Origin of the sequence: Arthrobacter sp. ATA002, assembly GCF_026898095.1 — a bacterium.
Classification (GTDB): domain Bacteria; phylum Actinomycetota; class Actinomycetes; order Actinomycetales; family Micrococcaceae; genus Arthrobacter_B.
In genome coordinates this window covers 2081894-2103985 of the sequence record NZ_CP114015.1, presented here as the reverse complement: position 1 = coordinate 2103985, position 22092 = coordinate 2081894, and the positions used below count along the sequence as shown (strand labels likewise).

Genomic DNA, 22092 nt, shown 5'->3' with positions numbered 1-22092 from the left:
CACTTCCAGCCCCGAACACGCGCCGCAGGCGCCGCCCCGCAAGGAGAGACCGTGGACAGCATCAAGCATTGGATCAACGGCAGCTACGTTTCAGCCGGCACGAACACCGCCCCGGTCACCAACCCGGCCACGGGCAAGGTCACCGGCCAGGTGTCCCTGGCCACCGGGGCGGAGGGCGCTGCCGCGGTCGCGGCAGCCGCCGCCGCTTTCCCGGCCTGGCGCGACACCTCGCTGGCGCGGCGGACGCAAATCCTCTTCGCCTTCAGGGAACTACTCAACGCCCGCAAAGGCGAACTGGCCGCCATCCTGACCGCCGAGCACGGCAAAGTCCTCGACGATGCCCTGGGTGAAGTGAGCCGCGGCCAGGAGGTCGTGGAGTTTGCCTGCGGCATTCCCCACCTGCTGAAGGGCAGCTTTACCGAAAACGCGTCCACGAATGTGGACGTGCATTCCGTCCGCCAGGCACTGGGTCCGGTGGCCATCATCAGCCCCTTCAACTTCCCGGCCATGGTCCCCATGTGGTTCTTCCCGATCGCCCTGGCCGCCGGCAACACGGTGGTCCTCAAACCGAGCGAGAAGGACCCCAGCGCGGCGAACTGGCTGGCCGAACTGTGGAAGGAAGCCGGGCTGCCCGACGGCGTCTTCAACGTCCTGCACGGGGATAAGGCCGCCGTGGATACCCTCCTGACCCACCCGGACATCAAGGCCGTGTCCTTCGTGGGATCAACGCCGATCGCCAAGTACGTCTATGAGACAGCCACCGCCAACGGCAAGCGCGTGCAGGCCCTGGGCGGAGCCAAAAACCACATGATCGTACTGCCCGACGCCGACCTGGACCTGGCCGCCGATGCCGCCGTCAACGCCGGCTTCGGCTCAGCCGGCGAGCGGTGCATGGCCATTTCCGCGCTGCTCGCGGTGGGAAACATCGCCGATGAGCTCGTGGGCAAGATCGCCGAGCGCACCGAAGCGCTGCGCACCGGCGACGGTACCCGCGGCTGTGACATGGGACCGCTGGTGACGGCGGCACACCGCGACAGGGTCGCCGGTTACATTGACGCCGGCGAGGCCGCGGGTGCCACCGTCGTCGTGGACGGCCGCGCCGTCACTCCCGACGCCGAGGGTGACGGGTTCTTTGTCGGCCCCACACTGTTCGACAACGTCGCGCCCGACATGTCCATTTACCGGGATGAAATCTTCGGACCGGTCCTCTCCGTCGTCCGGGTCAACAGTTACGAAGATGCGCTGCATCTGATCAACACCAACCCGTACGGCAACGGCACTGCCATCTTTACCAACGACGGCGGGGCGGCCCGCCGCTTCGAGAATGAGGTCGAGGTGGGGATGGTGGGCATCAACGTCCCCGTGCCCGTGCCCATGGCCTACTATTCCTTCGGTGGCTGGAAAAACTCCCTCTTCGGCGACACCCACGCCCACGGCACCGAGGGCGTGGGGTTCTTCACCCGTGGCAAGGTGGTTACCACCCGCTGGCTGGACCCGAGCCACGGGGGCATCAACCTCGGCTTCCCGCAGAACGCCTGACCGGCGCACCTCAACTGAAAGGCTATGGATATGACCTCCACGATCGACGGCGGAGCACCGCCGCAGCTGGACGCCGAAGGCGCGCAGCGCGCCTATGACCTGGACCGCCGGCACGTCTTCCACTCCTGGTCCGCCCAGGACCTGCTCGACCCCATGGTCATCAGCGCGGCCAGCGGATCCTATGTGTGGGACGGCAACGGGAAAAAGTACCTGGATTTCTCCTCGCAGCTGGTGAACACCAACATCGGCCACCAGCACCCCGCCGTCGTAGCCGCGATTGCCGAACAGGCAGCGAAACTGTGCACCATCGCTCCGAGCTACGTCAATGACGCCCGGTCCGAGGCGGCCCGGCTCATCAGCGAACGTACACCCGGAGAGCTGAACAAGATCTTCTTCACGAACGGAGGAGCGGACGCCAACGAACACGCCGTGCGGATGGCGCGCCTGCACACCGGCCGGCAGAAGGTGCTGTCCGCCTACAGGTCATACCACGGCGGCACACAGCTGGCCGTGAACCTCACCGGCGATCCCCGGCGCTGGGCCAGCGACAGCGCCAGCACGGGCGCCGTGCATTTCTTCCCGCCCTACCTCTACCGCACGGCCTTCCACTCCACGACCGAGGAAGAGGAAAGCTCGCGGGCGCTGGAACATTTGGAACAACTGATCGCTTATGAAGGCCCCGCGACCATCGCAGCCATCATTTTGGAGTCCATTCCCGGGACCGCCGGCATCTACCTGCCGCCGCCGGGCTACCTCCAGGGTGTCCGCGAGCTCTGTGACCGCTACGGCATCATTTTCATCGCGGACGAGGTGATGTCCGGCTTCGGACGCACAGGCAAGTGGTTCGCCGTCGAGCACTTCGATGTGGTGCCGGACCTGCTGACCTTTGCCAAGGGCGTGAACTCCGGCTACGTGCCCATGGGCGGGGTGGCCATCAGCCCCGAAATCGCTGCGACCTTCGGCACCCGGGTGTATCCGGGAGGATTAACCTATTCCGGACACCCGCTGGCCGCGGCAGCCGCAATTGCGACCATCAACGCCATGGAGGACGAGGGAATGGTGGAGCACGCGGCGGAACTGGCCGCACGGTCATCGGGCCGGCGCTCCGGGGATTCGCCGACCGTCACGCGTCCGTGGGCGAAGTCCGCGGCACCGGAGTGTTCTGGGCCATCGAACTGGTGAAGGACCGGACGACTCGCGAACCGCTGGCGCCGTACGGCAGCTCCAGCGGAGAAATGAACGAGCTGCTGGCGGCCTGTAAACAGCGCGGGCTGCTGCCGTTCGCGAACTTCAACCGCATTCATGTTGTCCCGCCGTGCAACACCAGCGCTGCCGATGTCCAGGCGGGTCTGGACATCCTGGACGAAGTGCTGGAAATTGCTGACGGCATGGCCGGTAAACCGCAGCCGGCCTAAGTCTGGAGGTGGGCGGCAGCGGGCACAAGCCGGCGGGAGGGCCGGGTCCAGCCATGGGCCCGGCTTTTCCTCTGCTTCCACCGGCAAACGGGCTGCCGCGTGCGGCTGAACCGGCGGCATTCGCTTACAATAGTAAGGATGCTTAGGACTGCAGAGTCTTCGCAGCGGAAATCAGCCCCACCCAGAAGGAGAGCACCATGATCGGCTTTATCGTTGCAGGACTCATCATTGGCGCCCTGGCCCGCCTGATCAAACCGGGAAAGCAGAACCTCAGCCTGCTCGCTACCCTGCTGCTCGGACTGGCGGGCTCGGTCATCGGCGGCGTCATCGCCAACCTGGTTGGGTCCGGTGACATTTTTGAACTCAACATTTTCGGCTTCATTGTGGCCGTGGTCGCCGCCGTCCTGCTCATCGGGGTGGCGGAAAGCATGTCGGGCCGCGGCAGGGGACAGGTTCGCCGCTGACGCGGCCGAACCGGTTCAGTCGGGTGGCCGGAACACCGGCCACCCGGGGGGTGTGGAACCGACCCGGCGCCCCCTACCCCAGAACCTTCCGGCCCAGGAATGCATTGACGAACTTGCGATCAGGATCCATCCGGCGCGCGAGTTCCTGAAAGTCCCCGAAGCGGGGATACAGCCCCTGCAGCTCATCCCGTTCCAGTGTGAACAGCTTGCCCCAGTGCGGGCGGGGCTTCAGCGGGGCGAGTGCCGCCTCCATCCGCGCGAGCAGGGCCTCGACGTCGGCCTGCTGTGGTTTCCAGGTGAAGTGGAAGCCCACGGTGTCCTGCCCGTAGCTGCTGCTCAGCCACAGGTCATCACGGGCCATCGTACGGATTTCGCAGACCTGCAGCAGGGGTGTGATCTCCACGGACATGCCGCGCAGGATGCTGAGTGCTTCCAGGGCCGCACCCCGTTCCACGAGGTATTCGCTCTGCAGCTCATCCCCGTTGCTCGGGGTGAACGCCAGCCGGAAATGCGCGAGCCGGTCTGACCAGGAGCCGGCCACGCCCATCTGCTGGGAACAGTTCACCGCACTCATGCCCGGCAGTGGATGCATAGGCTCCGCGGCCGCGGTTCCGCCGAAGAAGTCTGCCGCGCCGGCGTAGGGCAGCTCCCGGTCGGTCCTGCCTTTCAGCCACACCTGCGTTGCCGACGGACCCGCCAGCGAGCTGAAGATACTGACGCTGTAGGCCGCGGACGTGATGGCGTCAAAGTTCTCCTCCACGGACTCCCACGGGAGGTCGGTGAACACGTCCTGGCGCACCTCGTATGCCGGTTCCACATCCAAAGTGATCCGGGTGAAGATGCCCAGTGCACCGAGGGAAACCACCATTCCGTTGAACTCGGGGGAGGAGCGGTCGACCCGGACCACCTGCCCGTCGGCGGTCAACAGCTCCAGGGCCGCCACGGCCGAAGCGAGATTTCCGTTGCGGTTGCCGGAGCCGTGCGTTCCGGTGGCAACCGCTCCGGCCACGGAGATGTGGGGGAGCGAGGCGAGGTTATGCAGCGCGTAGCCGTGCCGGACAAGGAACGCCGCCAGGTCCCCATAGCGGGTTCCCGCGGTCACGGTGACCGTCCGCGCCTGCCGGTCCAGGACCGGCTCGCCTTCCAGCTTCTCCAGGCTCACCAGCACTCCGGCGGAGTCCGCAATGTCGTTGAAGGAGTGGCGGGTGCCCACGGCGCGGACGGACGGCGCCGCCGACACCAGGGCCGACAGCTCGTCCAGGGTGGACGGCTGCGCCACTTCCGCAGCGCAGTAGCGCAGATTGCCGGCCCAGTTGTATTCCTCGAGCACGTTAAAAGCCCCTTCAGGTGAGGTGGCCGGATCGGGTTGGATCCGGGGAAATGCAGCGGCTAGAAGCCCTGTGCCAGCCGATAATACGCGGAGTTGAGCTTCAGTTCGTTGACGAACGCCGCCGTTGTGGTGGCGTTGTCGATCATCGCCAGTTCCACGCCGGCCATCTGCGCGAAGTCCTCCCACACGTCGCGTCCAAGCGCCGTGGACATCACCGTGTGGTGCGCGCCGCCGGCGGACAGCCAGCACTCGGCGGAGGTTTCCAGATCCGGAGCGGGCTTCCACACCGCACGGGCCACGGGCAGGTTGGGCAGATCCTGCTCCGGAACGACGTTCTCCACCACGTTGGCGGTAAGCCGGAACCGCTCGCGCATGTCAGCAAGGGAAACGACGACGGCGGGCCCCGGGTCCGCGGTAAAGACCAGGCGCACCGGGTCATCCTTGCCGCCGATGCCCAGCGGATGGATTTCCAGTGCAGGCTTCGATGTGGTCAGCGACGGGCAGACCTCGAGCATGTGGGCACCGAGGATCACCTCGCTGCCCGGCACAAGGTTGTAGGTGTAGTCCTCCATCAGGGACGCACCGCCGGGCAGGCCCTCGCCCATGACCTTGGCGATCCGGACCAGCACGGCAGTCTTCCAGTCACCCTCGGCGCCGAAGCCGTACCCGTCGGCCATGAGCCGCTGCACGGCCAGGCCCGGCAGCTGCTGCAGTGCGCCGAGGTCTTCGAAGTTGGTGGTGAAGGCACCGAAGTTTCCTGCTTCCAGGAAGGAGCGCAGGCCCAGCTCCTGCCGGGCGCCGTAGCGCAGGGACTTGTGGCGTCCGCCGTCGCGCCGCAGCTCGGGAACGACGTCGTACAGTTCCTCATACTCCGCAACCAGGGCGTCGATGGCTTCCTCGGTAACCGCATCCATGGCCTCGGCGAGTTCATTCACGGACCAGGTGTTTACTGAGACACCGAACTTCACCTCGGCCTCGGTCTTGTCCCCTTCCGTGACGGCGACGTTGCGCATGTTGTCACCGAACCGCGCCAGCTTGAGGCTGCGGATCTCATGCCAGCCGGCCGCCGCGCGGGCCCAGGACGCGATCTTGGCCTGGACGCGGGGACTGGAGACGTGCCCGACGACCGTCTTGCGGCTGATGCCCAGGCGGGAGGCCATGTACGCGAATTCCCGGTCGCCGTGCGCGGCCTGGTTCAGGTTCATGAAGTCCATGTCGATATCCGCCCACGGCAGCTCGACGTTGTGCTGGGTGTGCAGGTGCAGCAGCGGGCGCTGCAGCTTGGTGAGGCCGCGGATCCACATTTTGGCGGGGAAAAGGTGTGCATCCAGGCGATCAGGCCTATGCAGGCGTCCGAGGAATTGGCCTCGAGGATGGTTTCCTGGATGGCGTCGGAATCCTTAAGCACAGGCTTGAAGACGATGCGGTACGGGACGGCGCCGGCGTCGTCCAGCTGGCGGGCAATGTCGGCGGCCTGGCCGCGGACCTGGGCCAGGGTGTCTTCGCCGTAAAGTCCCTGGCTGCCGGTGAGGAACCAGATTTCGCGGGCGGGGGCGGTGCTGATGGTCATGGAGGGATCTTTCTGAGGCGGGGCGGGCGGCGGGGCAGAGGGCGCTATTTTTGGCCGTAGACGTTCTGGTAGCGGTCAAACAGGCGGTCGATGTCGGGCTGCGGGATGGGCAGCAGCTCACCCAATTGGCGCCCGACATGGACCGTGCGGGCCACTTCCTCGCACAGGACTGCTGATTTCACGGCGGAGCGTGCGTCCTTGCCGATGGTGAAGACCCCGTGGTTCTGCATCAGGACGGCGGTGGAGCGGTGTCCGTCCAGGGTGTCCACGATGCCGCGGCCAATGGAGTCATCGCCGATCAGGGCGAACGGCCCCACGGGAATTTCCCCGCCAAATTCATCAGCCATCATGGTCAGGACGCAGGGGATCGCCTCGCCGCGGGCGGCCCAGGCCGTGGCGTAGGTGGAGTGCGTGTGCACGACGCCGTTGACGGCTGGCATGTGCCGGTAGACATAGGCGTGGGCGTCGGTGTCCGACGACGGTGAGCCGCCGCCGTCGAGCGCTGCGCCGAACAGGTCGGTCAGGACCATGTTCTCCGGAGTCAGGTCGTCGTAGGAAACGCCGGAGGGCTTGATGATCATCAGGTCCTGGTCCGGAACGCGGGCCGAAACGTTGCCTGCGGTCCAGGCCACCAGTTCGTTGCGGGTGAGTTCGGCGTGCAGGTCGCTGACCTGGCGGCGGAGCCGGTCCACGGTGCCGAGAACGTCGGAGGTAAGAGTCACAGTGCGGGCTCCATTTCTTCTGTGTTTTCAGTAGCTGCGGAGGCGCGGCCTGCAGCGGCCATGCGCTGGATCTGCTTCAGCCTGTGCATCACGCCGTTGGCGCCGCGGCCGAAATAGTCGTGCAGGGTTCGGTATTCCTCGTAAAGGGCGTTGTAAGCGGCAACGTTCTCCGGAACGGGCTGGTAGACCCCGCGGCGGACCCGTCCCATGGCGGCGGCGGCCGAACGGACATCCGGGTAGGCGCCGGCCGCCACGGCGGCATGGATGGCCGAGCCGAGGGCCGGGCCCTGGTCCGAGTCGATGACGGACAGGGGCAGGTTGATGACATCGGCGTAAACCTGCATGAGCAGCGGATTCTTGAGCAGTCCGCCGGCCACTACGAACTCCGTGACGGGGACGCCGCTGGCGTTGAAGGCCTCAATGATCGTGCGCGTGCCAAAGGCCGTGGCTTCCAGCAGGGCGCGGTACATGTCCTCCGGGCGGGTGGCCAGGGTCTGGCCGACGAAAACACCGGACAGTTCGTGGTCCACCAGGACCGACCGGTTGCCGCTGTGCCAGTCCAGGGCCACCAGGCCGTGCTCTCCGATGGCCTGCGATGAGGCCAGAGCCGTGAGATATTCGTGGACGCCCGTTCCTGCCGCGGCGGCGGCTTCGGAGTAGCGGGACGGGACACAGTTGTTCACGAACCAGCCGAAAATATCGCCGACGCCGCTCTGTCCCGCCTCGTAGCCCCAGAGGCCTTCCACGATGCCGCCCTGGACGGCGCCGCACATGCCCGGAACCTCATGGAGTTCCCCGGAATTCATGACGTGGCAGGTGGAGGTGCCCATGATGGCGACCATCTGGCCGGGCTCGACGGCGTTCGCGGCCGGAGCGGTCACGTGCGCGTCCACGTTGCCGACCGCGACGGCAATGCCGGCAGGAAGTCCGGTCCATTCCGCGGCTTGGTCACAAAGCGTTCCTGCGGCCGAACCAAGCTGGCCGATGGTGTGCTCCAGCTTGTCGGATACGAAACCGGCAAACGCAGGGTTCAGCGCGGCCAGGTAGTCCTCCGACGGGTAGGCGCCGTCCTGGTAAATGCCCTTGTAGCCCGCGGTGCAGGCGTTGCGGACGTAGGAACCGGTCAGCTGCCAGACAATCCAGTCCGCCGCTTCCACCCAGTGGTCCATGACCTCGTAGATCTCCGGATCTTCCTCCAGGATCTGGAGCGCCTTGGCAAACTCCCATTCCGAGGAAATGAGGCCGCCGTAGCGTCCCAGCCAGGTCTCCCCTCGCTCCTCGGCCAGGGTGTTGATGCGCACGGCCTGTCCCTGGGCCGCGTGGTGGCGCCAGAGCTTGACGTAGGAGTGCGGGCGTTCCGCGAACTCCGGCAGTTCGTTCAGCGGCGTTCCGTTGCCGGTGACCGGAACCATGGTGCAGGCCGTGAAGTCGGTGGCCAGTCCGATGACGTCCACCGGGTTAACGCCGGCGTCGACCAGGGCAGCGGGGACAGCGTTGCTGAGGACTTCCACGTAGTCCCGGGGAACCTGCAGGGCCCAGTCCGGAGGAAGCCGGACGTCGGTGCCGGGAACATGGTCGGTGATGACGGCGTGCGGATACGGATGGACGGCGGAGCCGAGTTCCGCGCCGTCGGAGACCCGCACCACCACTGCCCGTCCGGAGAGCGTGCCGTAGTCCACTCCGATCACGTACTGCTCGTCCGGGTCGGTCCTGCTCATGGGTCCTCCTGTGGGCGGCTGGAAGTTCCAGCCGGGCGAATCGTCATTGATTGTGTTAGCGCTAACAATTAGATGTGGGCCGGGTCTCATTGTCAAGGCGGTGCCTCCCTAGAGGTGCGCGGAAAGGGCCCTCCAGTATGCGCGTACCGCACCTTCACGCGTTGAAGCGCGCGGATTCGTCAGCGGGGAGCTTGAGGCACTAGGTTGGTGAGATGAATCGGGCACAGGACATTGCACTTGTTGCCTACGATGTGTCCTGGCCGGACCGCTTCTTGAAGACGAAGGACCAACTACGGGAAGTCTTTCCCACTGAGTCGATCGACCACATCGGGTCGACGAGTGTGCCAGGGCTGTCATCGAAGGACACCATCGATGTGCTGGTGGGCGTGCCTGACGTCGGCCAGGCTCTCACATCGACAATTTTGGACAGGCTCACCGTGCTGGGGTTCGAATACGTGCCGGCCTCATTTGACGATGACGACGATCACGCGTTCCTGCACAGGATCATCGGTGAGCACCGCAGCGACCACGTCCATGTGATGCAGCTGGGTTCAGATGCACTACAGGGACGCCTGCTGTTTCGCGATTACCTGCGCGCAACACCCACTGCCAGGGCCAAGTATGAGTGGGCAAAGAAGGATCTGGCTGTCCGCTTCGCTGAACACCGCGATGACTATGTCAAGCGGAAACAACCGATAGTGGAGGCACTCATGGAACAAGCCCGAGCATGGGAAGGGTCCCACTGAGGAGTGGGGACTGCCCCCGCTTTTGTTGACTCTAGGTCGGTCCCCAGACGACGGAATGACCATGTAAGCGTCCCCGGAGGGATCGACTTGCGGGACCAGAGCTCTCCTCTAATTGGAGTGCTACAGATCCTGATCGGAGTAGCGATACTCGTGGCGAAGTGTCCTGATCTGTTTAGTCGCCACAAAGATCAGAAGGGGCCCCAGGATGAGAGCCGCAACGGCTGCGATAGTTGCTCCGGTCGAGGGCTTCCAGAGGGCTATATATACCAACGCAATGGTGAGCGCCCCCACAGCTATGCTTTGCACCGTCCACCAGATCATGCCGCGGCGCACTGTCGGATGAGTCCATTTTCTCCAGTCAAGTCGTCTCCCGCTGATGTAGGGGCTGGCAGTGTTCAGCCTCGAGCTGTCGAGCCTAGTTGCTACCGACACACTTCACACTCCAATGCCGTCAAGCCGATCCTCTACGGGCGGGCTGTGCAGACGACTTTGGATACTCTGTGCAGTCGACTTCGGAAACTCACACCAATGTACGTAGGACCCGCACGGTGAGGGCACCTAATCTGCAACACTGTCTGGGTAAAGATCGGATATGCCCGAGTCTCGACCGGCGAACAAGACCTCACCGCTCAGCGGGACGGATTGGCGGTCCTCGGAGTTGACCCCGACAACATCTATGTCGATCACGGACGGGAACAAACCGCGCACGTCCAGGATTGCGTGAGGCCATGGCCGCCGTCAGATCCGGGGACACTCTGGTTGTCACCAAACTCGATCGGCTCGCGCGCTCCCTTCCCGACGCACGCGACATTGCCGGCGAACTCACACACAAAGATGTATCGCTGAGCCTGCGTGCCAGCGTCTACAACCCACGGATCCTGTTGGTGTGCGAGGATGGCCTCGCTGCGAGCGTTTCGAGTAATCTCCCATTACCGCCAGAGTGCTCGGCCTTCCGTTTCCGTAGAATGGATGTGAGATCCGAAGCGCGGGCACGGTAGCTCAGCCCGGGCAGAACTGAGGCCCGCATGGCTGTTCCCGCAACGAAGGTTGACCTTCTGGCTGCAATCGACAGGACATTCGCCCAGCTCGAGCGAGATCTCGACAGGGTGCCTCTTTCCGCGGTCCGGGAGCGTGTGCTCGCCGGGCACGTCAAGAACACGTCAATGAGCCCAGCGGACCTGCTCGCTTACCTGATCGGATGGAACCAGCAGGTCCTCACTTGGCATCGGCGTCGCACCGAAGGCCTTCCCGACGAACTACCCGCGCCCGGCATCAAATGGAACGAACTCGGTGTTCTCGCCCAGCGCTACTACGCCGAACACGAAAATGAGTCCTGGGACCAGCTGCGCGCACAACTTCGCCGTGCGAAGAACGCCATCACCGATCTGATCCACGGCTACTCCGATATCGAACTCTACGGTCAACCCTGGTACGGGAAATGGACGATGGGCCGTATGATCTCGTTCAACACCTCCTCGCCCTATACCAACTCGCGCGGTCGTATCCGCGCATGGCTCCGCACCTCCTGAGCAAATTCGCATCGGGCTGTCCGAGCCGGCCCTGCCCTGCCTGAGAGTTAAGGGTCAGTTTCGTGCGTCCTTTTGACCAAGGACGATTCCCCCAAGGGAAAGGCAATCATCACCCCGTATCTCCGAGCGTATCCCTGATATTTCTGGTGAGCCGTCCACCGGCAACACGCCGTTATTCGTCGTACGTACGGCGTATTCGTTCCCCACCAAGTTTCCGATATGCGCACAGCAATTCAACTCCGCACGGGTAGCGATGATGGACAGGGCGGTTGTTGGGTCAAGGCTTCCGGTGGCTGGAAAGCCGGGGTGCTTCCTGTCGGCCCGGGGAGCGGTACTGCTGCGAACGACCAGCTCCGGCGCAGGCAGGACCTGCACAGTTCCATCATCCGCAGGCAGCGCAGTGTCTCCCGCAGAGGTGCCGGTCCCGGCAATCTGCAGCAAAAGCTGGTCGATGTAGTACCTGCCCATTCGGCGGAAGTCCTGGCGGACCGTCGTCAGCGGCGGCAGGAAGTAGGCCGCTTCGGGCTGGTCGTCAAAGCCGATCACGCTCACGTCGCCGGGTACGCTGATGCCGCGTTCATGCAGTGCCCGCATGAACCCCAGGGCCATTTGGTCATTCGCGACGAACACGGCACTTTGGGCAGCGGCGTCAAACGCGAGTCCACAGCGGTACCCGGATTCCGGGCCCCAGTCGCCGGTCATCGGCGGCGCCGGGTCGAGCCCCCGCGCCTGGAGTTCGGCGCGCCAACCCGAAGCTCTCCGCTGGGCATCGATCCACTGCTCCGGTCCGGCCAGATGGGCGATGGTCCGGTGGCCGAGGTCAGCCAGATGCGCCACCGCGCTGCGCGCAGCATGCTCCTGGCTTCCTTCCGGGGCGAGACCGCCGGCCACGACCTCCAGCGGAATCGTGAGTTCCAGGTCCCGGAACAAGTCGACGCCGGCCTGGACCGGGGCCACCACCACAATCCCGTCAGGTGCCTGGTTCAGCAGGTGGTTGACGGACTCCGCCATGGCGGCGGGGGTCAGTTCGCGCAGGCCGGCCACGCTCACGAAGTAGCCGTCCCGAAATGCGGCTTCCTGCAGGCCCAGCAGGGTGCTTGCCGGCCCGTACTGCTCCAGTTCGGTGATGATGACGCCGATGACCCGGGAGGAGCGCGTCACCAGGGACCGGGCGGCGGCGTTTCGCCGGTAGCCGAGCTCGCCAATGGCCGCAGAAACCTTGTCCCTGGTGGCCGCGCTGACATTGGGATGCTCATTGAGTACCCGGGAGACAGTCTGATGGGAGACCCCGGCAACCCGGGCCACGTCCTCCATGGTGGGCGGCGCGCCGGAGGCTCTGCGCTGTATCGGTGCCATGAGCTGCATTCTGTCCTTTGTCCCGTGAAAATTCCCGTGCGGGGGCGTATTATCCCGCGCTGACGGAATACGAGAAGACGTGCCCGTCGCCGGGTTCCAGCACAATGAGGTCCGTGCCGGTGTTGAAGGCGTCCGGAGGGCAGGTCATGGGCTCCACGGCCATGCCGCGGCGTCCCAGCTCCTCTCCGGAGTACACCTGCAGCCAGCGGGAGTCTGCGGGGGAAGACAGGACTGTTGTTGCCCCGGTGGCGGGATTCCGGAGGCTCACCTGCCATCCGTCGTCGGGCAGGCCGGTGAAGGCATGGTCCAGGCTCGTGGCACCCAGCAGGCGGGGCTGGGTGAAGTCGAACTCGGTATCTGCTGTTTCCTTGAGTTCCAGCGGCAGCAGGCGGTCATCGGTCATCAGCACCCGCGAAGCCGTGAACGTGACCTCGCAGCTGTCGACCCGGTCCGCTCCGGCAGTGAGGTAGGGGTGGGAGGAGACGCCGTAGGGCGCAGCCGTCCGTCCCGTATTCTCGGCGGAAACGGTCAGAGTCAGCCCCCGCTCCTCGGTGAGGGTGAATTCGGCACGCAGCAGCAGCTGGTGCGGGTAGCCCGGCTCTCCGTGCAGGATGTGTTCCAGGACGACGGCGTTTCCCGAGCTGGCAGCGACCTCCCAGTTAGCCCATGTCACCAGCCCGTGCAGGGCGGTGCCGGTGGACGCCTCATTGACGGGAACCTCGTAGGTCCGGCCGCGGAAGACATACCTGCCGGCATCGATCCGGTTGGGCCAGGGCGCCAGCGTCTTGCCGGCAAAAGCATGCGGCACACGGTCCGGATTGAAGGGAAGCACAAGGTCCGCACCGTCAAACTGCAGGCTTTGTATCCCGGCGCCGACAGTAGCGATTCCAGCACGATAGCGGCCTGCCTCCAAGGTGATGATGCGTCCGTTGGGGCTGGTTGCTGGCTGGGTCATAACTGGCTCCTGTCTGGGCGGGTTCGCTGCCCGCGGTTCAATCCGCGGACGGCGCTTGCCCGGGACTCCTTCCGAGCTTAGCTGTGAGCGCTAACTAAAGCACTCGTCCGGGCCTGGGGTTCAGTCCGGGCCAGTGCCGCAGCGGCGGCTCCTATTCGGTGCGAACGCGCCCGAAGTCCGCCGGCAACCCGCTCCTCAGGCGGCCGTCCCGCATGCCGGCCACGGCGTCGGTCAGCGGAACAAAGTCCGTGTCGTGCGTGACCATCACCGTGCCAAAGCCAAACTCGCGGGTCAGTTCCACGAGCAGCTTCACGATGCTCTCGGAGCGTTCATGGTCCAGGGCTGCGGTAGGCTCATCCACCAGCATCAGCGCGGGGCTGCCCATGAGTGCCCGGGCAATGTTGACCCGCTGCCGCTGGCCGCCGGAGAGCTGATGCGGGTGCTTGTTCACAGCCGCGGAGAGGCCCACCAGATCCAGCAGTTCCATCGCCCGAGTGAAAGAAGCAGGAGAGCGCAGCCCGCGCAGCCGGTCGGTAATGACCAGCTGCTCCAGGGCCGTGAGCGAGGGCAGCAGGTTGGGCTGCTGGAAGATCAGGCCAACCTTGCCGCGCCGCAGCGTGGTGCGGCCGGCGTCATCCAGCGCTGAGGTGTCCGTGCCGGCAACGGTGACGGACCCGGAGGTGGGACGGATCAGGGTGGCCGCAACGGCCAGCAGCGAGGACTTGCCGGAGCCGGAGGGGCCCACCAGGGACAGTATCCGGCCCGCCGGCACCTCCAGGCTGACGTCATCCAGCGCCTTCAGGGTGCCCTCGCCGTCGGGGTATTCCAGGGTAACGCCGGCCAGGGACAGGACAGCAGTTGCAGACATGGGGGAGTCCTTTCGGGAAGTATTAACGGAGGCAGGGAACCCGGCAGACCGGCCCATCAGTTGCCGCCAAGCGCGGTGAGCGGGTCCACTTTGGTCACGCTGCGGACTGCGAGCGCGGCGCCGGCAAGGCCCAGCACGACAATCCCCAGCACGGGCAGCACTGTGGTGGTTGCGCTGACCAGGAACGGTGCCGCCTGCGCGGCAACCACACCGATGCCCAGACCGGCCACGCCGCCCAGAAGTGAGCCGCCCGCCAGCACGACCGCAGCTTGGCAGAGCGCATCCCGGAGCAGGTAGGACGAGGAACCGCCCAGAGCCTTGAGTACGGCGATGTCCCGGGTCCGCTGCACGGTCCAGACGGTCAGGAACGCGACAATCACCAGCGCGGAAATCCCGTAGAGGAAGGCCTGCATGAGAAGCAGCGATCCGTTTTCGGAGTTGTAGGAGCCCAGGGCGCTGAAGGAGCCCCGGACATCGGTGGAGACAGTTCCGGCGGTGGCATCAGCCGTTTCCGCTGCGCCGGAATCTGCAGCGGCCACAATGACGGTGGCCACCGGAGATTCGGAAAGTGACGCGTCGTCCGTGTGGGCCACCTGCTGCCAGGTGTCCAGGGACGCCCAGGCCACAGGCGTGTGGCTGTACCAGGAGTCCTCCGTGACGGCGCTCACCGTCAGGCTGCGGCCGGCCAGGGCAACGGTGCCGCCCACGTCCACCCCCAGGTCATCTGCCGTGGACGCGCCCAGGATGACACCGCCGTCGTGCACTTTGTTCGGAGCCAGCGCGGATCCGGGCTCGACGCCGAAAACGGCAACGTTGGCGGTGGAGTTGGCCACGGCGCGGGTCTGGGTAATGCCGAGCGGTTCCGCTTGCTCCACGCCGTCGCTGGTTCGCCAGTCCTGCAGCTGCCCGGCAGTAACCACCGACTCGGTGTAGGAGGCCTGGGCTTCGGTGTTTCCGGGTGCACCGAACGCCACGGAGGTGATGCCGTGCTCCGCAAGTGCGGCCACGGCGGCCGTGTTTTGGTTGCCCAGGCCGGCCGTGAGTCCGGAGAGCAGTACCAGCAGCAGGGAGATCAGTGCCACTACGCTGCCCATCAGGGCAAAGCGCCCCTTGGCAAAGCGAATGTCACGAAGTGCGAGATACACGTTGGTTCCTTCCAGATCCTCGGCCGGAACGTCCGGCCTGTTGTCCTTGTCTTCCACCGTCCCGCGAAGCCCGTGCGGATCCATCGGACGGGCGGTCGATCCGCACCCGCTGTTGGGTTGAGGCTGCGCTCCACCAAACGGTTGATGTGCCCGTAATCGGGGCGGCCTACGCTGGAGACATGAGTGCCAGGAACCCCAGCCAGTCTCCGCAGCCCGGGCTGCAGGCACCGGCGTCTCCGGCACCTGCGCAGGTGCCGGCCGCAGCTGTGGCCGGTGGTGAGCTTCCCGCCCGCGACACCGCCCACTCCGCGTACGAGACCGCCCAAGACGCCGCCGATGCCTCGTCCGGAGACGTGGTGCTGCGGGTCCTGCGTATTGCGCTGCACACAGCCTTTGCCGGACTGCTCCTGCTTGCCGTAATCCAGATGAGCCTGGACCCGCCCGGATGGCCGGCCCGTGCAGGTGCCTACATCCTGAGCGTGGTGCTGGCCGGCGTGTATCTGGCCGGCACGGTGGCCGAGAAACGGCATGCCGCCACCGGCGCCGGCCCTGATCCGGTCCGCTACGGCCCGCTCTGGCTGGGCGCGGTGACGCTGCTGTGGTTGTGCCTGCTGGTCCTCAGTCCGGAGTTTTCCTGGCTGGCCTTCCCGCTGTTCTTCCTGGACCTGCAGCTGCTGCGGACAGCGCCGGCGCTCGCCGCCGTGCTCGTCACCACGGCCGCCGTCGTCGCCGCCCAATGGGCCCGGGCAGGAGCCGATCCCGGCCGCCCTCCTTGGCCCCGTGATCGGTGCGCTGTTCGCCGTGGTCATGGGCAGCGCCTACTCCGCCCTTCACCGCGAAAGCGTGAACCAGCGCCTCGCGCTTGCGGAACTGCACCGCACCCGCGGCGAGCTGGCTGCGTCGCAGCACGACGCCGGTGTGCTGGCCGAGCGCGAACGGCTGGCCCGCGAAATCCACGACACCCTGGCCCAGGGCCTGTCCAGCATCGTCCTGCTTTCCCGAGCCGCCGGCAGTGCCCTGGACGCGGGCAACTCCGCGCTGGCCCGGGAACGTCTGGGGCTGGTACAGAGCACCGCTGCGGAAAATCTGGCGGAGGCCCGTCGGTTTGTCCGGGGACTGGCCGCCGCCCCGCTGGAACGCGGCTCCCTGCAGACACGCCTGGCAGCGCTGTGTTCGGATACTGCGCGGCGTGCGGCTGCCGGCGGAGGGCACCTGCAGTGCCTGTTCCGGATGGACGGCACGCCGGTTCCCCTGCATCCTGCCTACGAGGCAACCCTGCTGCGCGCGGCCCAGTCCCTGCTGGCAAACACCGAGGCCCACGCCCGCGCGTCCCACGCGGTGGTCACGCTGGGGTACTCGCCGGAATCGGTGGCGCTGGATGTGTTCGACGACGGCGACGGTTTTGATCCCCTGAATCTCCCGTCGGGGCCGCGCACTGACGGCTCGGGGTTTGGGCTGCTGTCGCTGCGTGAGCGGGTGGCCGATCTGCGCGGTTCCCTGAGTGTTGAGTCAGCACCGGGGGAGGGGACGGTGGTGGCTCTGCGGCTGCCGCTGGAGACCGCTGCCGGTGCTTCCGGGGGCGGGGAATGAGCGGCATCCGGATCCTGCTCGTGGATGACCACCCGGTTGTCCGGGCCGGACTGCGGGCCATGCTGGCGGAGTTCGACGGGATGGAGGTTGCTGCCGAAGCGTCCGGCGGAGCTGCGGCCCTTGCCGAGGTGGCACGGCAGGACGCGCTGGGCACCCCGTTCGACGTGGTCCTGATGGACCTGCAAATGGGCTCCGGCATGGACGGCGTGAGCGCCACCCGGCGCATCCGCGAGCTGAAGGGTCCCCCGGTGCTGGTCCTGACGACCTATGACAGCGATGCGGACATCCTGGCCGCCGTCGGGGCGGGAGCGGCCGGTTACATGCTCAAGGATGCCGAGCCCGGGGACATTCGCAGCGCCGTGGCGGCAGCCGCTGAAGGCAGGACGGCGTTGGCTCCGCAGGTGGCCGGACGGCTGCTGGGTACGCTGCGCAGCCCGGAGACGACGCTGAGTCCGCGGGAGTTGGAGCTGCTGGAACTCCTGGCCGGCGGCATGGCCAACCGCGCCATGGCCCGCAAGCTGTTCATTTCTGAGGCCACCGTCAAGACTCATCTGGTGCACATCTACGAGAAGCTGGGCGTGGACAACCGAACGGCGGCCGTCAGCGAAGCCCGGAAACGCCGGATCATCCGGCGCTAGACATGCTCGGACCAGCAGATGGTCGAACACCCGGCCTAAAGCCGCGGCACGGACGCTGCTGCACGTACGTCCGCCTAACGGGCCAGGCACGGCCCGTGACGGCCGGGACGTTTTGCGAGTAGGTTATGGCCATGGCCGGTAAAGCAACCACCCTGACTGTCCCAGGTCCGCACGGTGAGCGCGAGATGCGCATCTCCAGTCCGGACCGCGTCCTGTGGCCCAAGCCGGGGCTGACCAAACTGGACCTCGCGCGCTATGTGGCGGAGGTAGGCGAGGCGTTCATCGCCGCCAACGGCGACCGGCCCGTGTCGCTGCAGCGGTTCCCCGAAGGAATCGACGGCGAACAGTTCTTCTCGAAGAACCCGCCCAAGGGCGCGCCGGACTTCATCCGGGCCGTCACCGTGACCTATCCCAGCGCCCGGGCCCATCCGCAGCTGGTCCTTGACGAGCCGGCAGCCGCCGTCTGGGCCGTACAGATGAACACGGTGGTCTTCCACCCTGGCCTTCACGGACCGAAAACACCGACAACCCGGACCAGCTGCGCATCGACCTGGATCCCCAGCCCGGCACCGGCTTTGACGACGCCGTACCGGCGGCCTTCGAACTGCGCAGCGTCCTGGCCGAAGCTGGCCTCGAAGCCTTCATCAAGACCTCCGGCAACCGCGGCCTGCATGTGTACGCCCCCATCACTCCGGACCACGAGTTCCTCGACGTCCGGCACGCGGTGATCGCGGCCGCACGTGAACTTGAGCGCCGGATGCCGGACCGGGTCACCACCGCATGGTGGAAGGAGGAACGCGGGCAGAACATCTTCGTGGACTTCAACCAGGCAAACCGGGACCGCACCATTGCCGGGGCCTACAGCCCGCGGGCCCTGCCGCACGCGCCGGTGTCCACGCCGCTGCGGTGGGACGAGCTGGAGAAGGCAGATCCCCGGGAGTTCACGATCCTGACCGTCCCCGAGCGGCTGCGCACCGTGGGGGATCCCTGGGCGGATATGGGCGCCAAGCCCGGAAGTATAGAAGTGCTGCTGCAGTGGTGGCAGCGGGACCTGGACAGCGGACTGGGGGAGCTGCCCTTTCCGCCCGACTACCCCAAAATGCCCGGTGAGCCGATGCGCGTCCAGCCAAGCCGGGCGCGTAAAGCGGAGTAACAGCCGGCGGGCAAGGGTCATTGTTGCCGCGGTCCCCGCCGCACCGGTTTCGATCGGGACCCGGATTTCCCGTAAGGTATAGCGAAGGTGCGCCGGGAAGTCTGGTCGGCAATAACATTGTCGACCGCTTTTTCAGGAGTCACCCATGCATCCCACCACGCCCCCGGAAGGCGCTTCCAGCCCCAAGATCGCCAGCCGCGGCAGCTACGCCGAAAAGCTGCGAATTGGCGAAATCCTGCGCAAGGAAACCGTCGGCGGCATACTGCTCGTGACAGCGGCAGTAATTGCCCTCGTATGGGCCAACTCGCCGCTTTCCGACAGCTACTTCGCGCTGCGCGACTTTGAAATCGGCTATGAGCCCTGGCACCTGCAGCTCAGCCTGGGTGCCTGGGCCGCCGATGGTTTGCTCGCCGTCTTCTTCTTCCTGGTGGGCCTGGAGCTAAAACGTGAATTCGTTGCCGGAGACCTGCGCATTTTCAGCAAGGCCGTGGTTCCGGTAGCCGCAGCCGTCGGCGGCGTGGTGGTGCCCGCCGCCATCTACGCGCTCGTCAACCTCGGCAATCCGGAATCCCTCAACGGCTGGGCAATCCCCACTGCCACCGACATTGCCTTTGCCGTGGCCGTCCTGGCGATCATCGGTTCGCACCTGCCCTCGGCCCTGCGAATCTTCCTGCTCACGCTGGCCGTGGTGGATGATCTGCTGGCCATCACCATCATTGCCGTGTTCTACACCGAGGACCTCAAGATCACACCGCTGCTCCTGGCACTGGTGGGGCTGCTCCTCTACACGTTCCTGGCCCAGAAATACCGCCGCTTCTTCGGTCTGAAAGCCTCCGCCGCGTGGTTCATCCTGCTGCCCATCGGCGTCGTCGTCTGGGCCCTGGTGCATGCCTCGGGGATCCACGCCACCGTTGCCGGTGTACTGCTGGGCTTTGCAGTTCCCGTGCTCCGCAGCAAAGCCAGCGGCGGTCCCGAGGCCGGCCCCGGCCTCTCCGAGATTTTTGAGCACCGGTTCCGGCCGCTGTCTGCCGGTTTTGCCGTTCCCATTTTTGCGTTCTTCTCGGCCGGTGTCGCCGTGGGCGGCTGGGACGGGTTTGTTGGTTCCCTGACCGACCCGGTTTCGGTGGGCATCATTGCCGGCCTGGTGCTGGGCAAGCCGATTGGCATTCTCGCGACCACTTGGGTGCTGACCAAGGTCACCCGGGCCACTTTGGACACATCCTTCAAGTGGATTGACCTCCTCGGCGTCGCGCTTCTGGCGGGGATTGGCTTCACCGTTTCCCTGCTGGTGGCGGACCTGAGCTTCGCACAGGGCACGCTCCCCAACGACCACGCGAAGGTGGGGATCCTGACCGCCTCGATCCTGGCCGCGCTGCTGGCCGCCCTGGTGCTGTCCCGCCGCAACCGGCATTACCGTGCGGTGGAGGCAGAGGAAAACATCGACGACGACGGCGACGGCATCCCCGACGTCTACCAGCAGGGACGGCAGCACTAAATACAGCGGGCCCCGCAGCCAAGGCGGGGCCCGGGCATTACCGCCGCCGCGCCGGGCCGCTACAGTCGGTACACCATGCCAACAATCTCTGTGGTCATCCCGTCGCGGAACGATGCCCCCATGCTTGCTGCCTGTTTGGCAGCCATCGGCCGCCAGACGCGGCCGCCGGACGAGGTTGTGGTGGTGGACAACGGCAGCACCGACGAAACTGCCGCTGTCTGTGCCGCCGCCGGAGTGCGGCGGGTGCCCTGGAGGTGCCGGGAATTGCCGGCGCAACGGCAGCCGGGTTCGACGCCGCGGCCGGGGAGATACTGGCCAGGCTGGATGCCGACTCGGTTCCGCCGCCCAACTGGCTGGAGAGGGTGGGGAAAATCCTCGCGGCGCAGGGGCCGATGACTGCGGTTACCGGCCCCGGGAACTTTTACGGCGGTAACCGCGCCACCCGGTGGATCGGCCGGACCATCTACATTGGCGGCTATATCCGCGTGGTCGGGCTGCTCCTGGGCCACCCGCCCCTGTTCGGCTCCAACTTCGCCATGTCTGCGGCCATGTGGAAGCAACTTCGCGAGCGCGTGCACCGTGACCTTCCGCAGGTTCACGACGATTTGGATCTGAGCTACCAGATCCGCCCCTGGATGTCAGTGCTCTACGATCCCACGCTCAGAGTCGGAGTCTCCGCCAGACCCTTTGCCGACTGGAGCGGCCTGCGGCGCCGGCTGGTCATGGCCTGGCAAACCTTCGACCTCGATTTCCGTGCAGAACCTCCGCTGGGCCGGCGCCGCGCCCGCCGGCTCATCCGGCCGAATGGTAGAGCGCCAGGAGGTCCCGGCTGAGCTGGTGAGGGGCATCCTCGCACGGCCCGTGCCCGGTGCCGTACGCGGCAAAGCGGGCGCCGATGGCTTCGGCGAACGCATAATGCAGATACTGGGGCCACACATCAGCCCGCCCGACCGCCACCAGCTTGGGCTGCGGAGCAGCAGCGAGGGTTTGACGCAGGTCCGGTGAACGCTTCATCAGCCCCACAATGTCCTGGAGCGACTCGTTCCGCGTGTAGTCAAACCGGTGCCGGATAAAGTTCATCCGCGGCTCGGGAACTCCGACAAAGTTTTTCCGGATGCCCCAGACAATGAGACCGGCATGCATCTTGTCATTGACCAGGGGACTGAATTTGCCCACCCGGCTCACGGTGCGGAAACTCTGGCCCGGAACCGGAGGGCAGCTGAGCAGGCACAGGGAACGCAGGAGGTCCGGCCGGCGGGCCAGCGCAATCTGGGCCACGATCCCGGCAAACGAATATCCCAGCACGTGCACGGCGCCGCTCAGGGACTCCAGGACGGCCAGGAGGTCGTTCACGAACAAGTCATATCCATAATGGCTCTGCGGCGGCGTCAAGTGCTCCGGCCCTGCGGAGGCCGACTCATACTGGCCGGCCAGGTCGTAGCTGATGACGTAATACCCCGCATCCGACAGCACCGGCATCATCAGGGAAAAGTCTTCCTTGGATCCCATCGCCCCGGGCACCAGGAGAACGGGTGGATCGGCCGGCGCACCCATGGTCCGCATCGCCAAATTGCCGCTCGGGGCGCGGAACCACCGGTCCATCGATCCTGCCGGCGGCACTGCCCAGTCGATCTCCGGCAGCTGGGCATCAAGACGCTGGGCCTCGTTGAGGAAAACCGGGAAGGCCCGCAGGGGATTTCGGCCTCCGCGCACACGGGGCAGGTTTCTCCATGCCATATGCCACGATAACCGCGCAGCCGGCCGGTTCGGCAGGGACATAGCCGAAAAGACAGGCTGCCGCCGGTTCTCCGCCACCGCCGGTCCGCCCGTTCAATGGAGCGGACGCCGACCCGGTAGAA

16 protein-coding genes and 5 pseudogenes are annotated in these 22092 nt (G+C 66.0%); 12 read left to right on the top strand and 9 right to left on the bottom strand.

Annotation, left to right across the window (positions count from 1 at the left end; genetic code table 11):
* Positions 1-51 precede the first annotated feature (51 nt).
* From OL239_RS10310 to OL239_RS10300, 3 genes and pseudogenes are all read left to right on the top strand, one after another.
* Positions 52-1539, top strand: a complete 1488-nt coding sequence (locus OL239_RS10310; protein WP_268908863.1) for a CoA-acylating methylmalonate-semialdehyde dehydrogenase — start codon at positions 52-54, stop codon at positions 1537-1539.
* Positions 1540-1569: 30 nt separating this feature from the next.
* A pseudogene (locus tag OL239_RS10305) lies at positions 1570-2954 on the top strand (aspartate aminotransferase family protein).
* A 197-nt stretch (positions 2955-3151) separates the two neighbouring features.
* The gene (locus OL239_RS10300; protein WP_268908862.1) at positions 3152-3418 is read left to right on the top strand and encodes a GlsB/YeaQ/YmgE family stress response membrane protein; all 267 of its coding nucleotides are present in this window, start codon (positions 3152-3154) and stop codon (positions 3416-3418) included.
* A 73-nt stretch (positions 3419-3491) separates the two neighbouring features.
* Here OL239_RS10300 and OL239_RS10295 read toward each other — a convergent pair whose 3' ends face one another.
* The 4 genes and pseudogenes from OL239_RS10295 to araB form a co-directional block, all read right to left on the bottom strand.
* Positions 3492-4748 (bottom strand): FAD-binding protein, encoded by a 1257-nt coding sequence (locus OL239_RS10295; protein WP_268908861.1) that lies wholly within the window; start codon positions 4746-4748, stop codon positions 3492-3494.
* A 59-nt stretch (positions 4749-4807) separates the two neighbouring features.
* Positions 4808-6318: pseudogene (gene araA, locus OL239_RS10290) on the bottom strand (L-arabinose isomerase).
* 44 nt (positions 6319-6362) lie between these two features.
* Positions 6363-7040 (bottom strand): L-ribulose-5-phosphate 4-epimerase, encoded by a 678-nt coding sequence (locus tag OL239_RS10285; protein WP_268908860.1) that lies wholly within the window; start codon positions 7038-7040, stop codon positions 6363-6365.
* Positions 7037-8758: a ribulokinase gene (gene araB, locus OL239_RS10280; RefSeq protein WP_268908859.1), complete on the bottom strand. Its 1722-nt coding sequence runs from the start codon at positions 8756-8758 to the stop codon at positions 7037-7039. The genes OL239_RS10285 and araB overlap by 4 nt, the downstream gene beginning before the upstream one ends.
* A 212-nt stretch (positions 8759-8970) precedes the next feature.
* Between araB and OL239_RS10275 the strand changes: the two genes are divergently transcribed.
* From OL239_RS10275 to OL239_RS10265, 3 genes and pseudogenes are all read left to right on the top strand, one after another.
* Positions 8971-9504: a GrpB family protein gene (locus OL239_RS10275; protein ID WP_268908858.1), complete on the top strand. Its 534-nt coding sequence runs from the start codon at positions 8971-8973 to the stop codon at positions 9502-9504.
* Between the two features lie 585 nt (positions 9505-10089).
* Positions 10090-10390 (top strand): annotated as a pseudogene (locus OL239_RS10270) (recombinase family protein); the annotation flags it as partial.
* 139 nt (positions 10391-10529) lie between these two features.
* Complete coding sequence (locus tag OL239_RS10265; RefSeq protein ID WP_268908857.1) at positions 10530-11033, top strand: ClbS/DfsB family four-helix bundle protein; 504 nt, start codon at positions 10530-10532, stop codon at positions 11031-11033.
* A 54-nt stretch (positions 11034-11087) separates the two neighbouring features.
* On the opposite strand, the gene OL239_RS10260 is transcribed toward OL239_RS10265, so the two are convergent.
* The 4 genes from OL239_RS10260 to OL239_RS10245 form a co-directional block, all read right to left on the bottom strand.
* Complete coding sequence (locus tag OL239_RS10260; protein WP_268908856.1) at positions 11088-12389, bottom strand: LacI family DNA-binding transcriptional regulator; 1302 nt, start codon at positions 12387-12389, stop codon at positions 11088-11090.
* 49 nt (positions 12390-12438) lie between these two features.
* Positions 12439-13344: an aldose-1-epimerase gene (locus tag OL239_RS10255; protein WP_268908855.1), complete on the bottom strand. Its 906-nt coding sequence runs from the start codon at positions 13342-13344 to the stop codon at positions 12439-12441.
* Between the two features lie 151 nt (positions 13345-13495).
* Complete coding sequence (locus OL239_RS10250; RefSeq protein ID WP_268908854.1) at positions 13496-14212, bottom strand: ABC transporter ATP-binding protein; 717 nt, start codon at positions 14210-14212, stop codon at positions 13496-13498.
* A gap of 56 nt (positions 14213-14268) precedes the next feature.
* Positions 14269-15357, bottom strand: a complete 1089-nt coding sequence (locus OL239_RS10245; RefSeq protein WP_268911735.1) for an ABC transporter permease — start codon at positions 15355-15357, stop codon at positions 14269-14271.
* 780 nt (positions 15358-16137) lie between these two features.
* Between OL239_RS10245 and OL239_RS10240 the strand changes: the two genes are divergently transcribed.
* From OL239_RS10240 to OL239_RS10220, 6 genes and pseudogenes are all read left to right on the top strand, one after another.
* Entirely contained in the window at positions 16138-16947 is an 810-nt protein-coding gene (locus OL239_RS10240; protein WP_329609190.1) for a sensor histidine kinase, read from the top strand.
* The gene (locus OL239_RS10235; protein WP_268908853.1) at positions 16944-17585 is read left to right on the top strand and encodes a response regulator; all 642 of its coding nucleotides are present in this window, start codon (positions 16944-16946) and stop codon (positions 17583-17585) included. The genes OL239_RS10240 and OL239_RS10235 overlap by 4 nt, the downstream gene beginning before the upstream one ends.
* 131 nt (positions 17586-17716) lie before the next feature.
* Positions 17717-18738: pseudogene (gene ligD / locus OL239_RS10230) on the top strand (non-homologous end-joining DNA ligase).
* Positions 18739-18883: 145 nt separating this feature from the next.
* A complete protein-coding gene (gene nhaA / locus OL239_RS10225; RefSeq protein ID WP_268908852.1) occupies positions 18884-20233 on the top strand; it encodes a Na+/H+ antiporter NhaA in 1350 nt (449 codons plus the stop codon).
* A 75-nt stretch (positions 20234-20308) separates the two neighbouring features.
* Positions 20309-20464: pseudogene (locus tag OL239_RS20140) on the top strand (glycosyltransferase family 2 protein); the annotation flags it as partial.
* A 23-nt stretch (positions 20465-20487) separates the two neighbouring features.
* A complete protein-coding gene (locus OL239_RS10220) occupies positions 20488-21066 on the top strand; it encodes a glycosyltransferase (protein ID WP_268908851.1) in 579 nt (192 codons plus the stop codon).
* Here OL239_RS10220 and OL239_RS10215 read toward each other — a convergent pair.
* Complete coding sequence (locus tag OL239_RS10215) at positions 21026-21946, bottom strand: alpha/beta fold hydrolase (protein ID WP_268908850.1); 921 nt, start codon at positions 21944-21946, stop codon at positions 21026-21028. The genes OL239_RS10220 and OL239_RS10215 overlap by 41 nt on opposite strands.
* Positions 21947-22092 lie beyond the last annotated feature (146 nt).

Bases quoted from the DNA above. Each gene is read 5' to 3' on its own strand.
- OL239_RS10300 (WP_268908862.1), top strand. From the start codon at position 3,152: ATGATCGGCTTTATCGTTGCAGGACTCATCATTGGCGCCCTGGCCCGC.
- araB (WP_268908859.1), bottom strand. From the start codon at position 8,758: ATGAGCAGGACCGACCCGGACGAGCAGTACGTGATCGGAGTGGACTAC.
- OL239_RS10275 (WP_268908858.1), top strand. From the start codon at position 8,971: ATGAATCGGGCACAGGACATTGCACTTGTTGCCTACGATGTGTCCTGG.
- OL239_RS10265 (WP_268908857.1), top strand. From the start codon at position 10,530: ATGGCTGTTCCCGCAACGAAGGTTGACCTTCTGGCTGCAATCGACAGG.
- OL239_RS10260 (WP_268908856.1), bottom strand. From the start codon at position 12,389: ATGGCACCGATACAGCGCAGAGCCTCCGGCGCGCCGCCCACCATGGAG.
- OL239_RS10255 (WP_268908855.1), bottom strand. From the start codon at position 13,344: ATGACCCAGCCAGCAACCAGCCCCAACGGACGCATCATCACCTTGGAG.
- OL239_RS10250 (WP_268908854.1), bottom strand. From the start codon at position 14,212: ATGTCTGCAACTGCTGTCCTGTCCCTGGCCGGCGTTACCCTGGAATAC.
- OL239_RS10235 (WP_268908853.1), top strand. From the start codon at position 16,944: ATGAGCGGCATCCGGATCCTGCTCGTGGATGACCACCCGGTTGTCCGG.
- nhaA (WP_268908852.1), top strand. From the start codon at position 18,884: ATGCATCCCACCACGCCCCCGGAAGGCGCTTCCAGCCCCAAGATCGCC.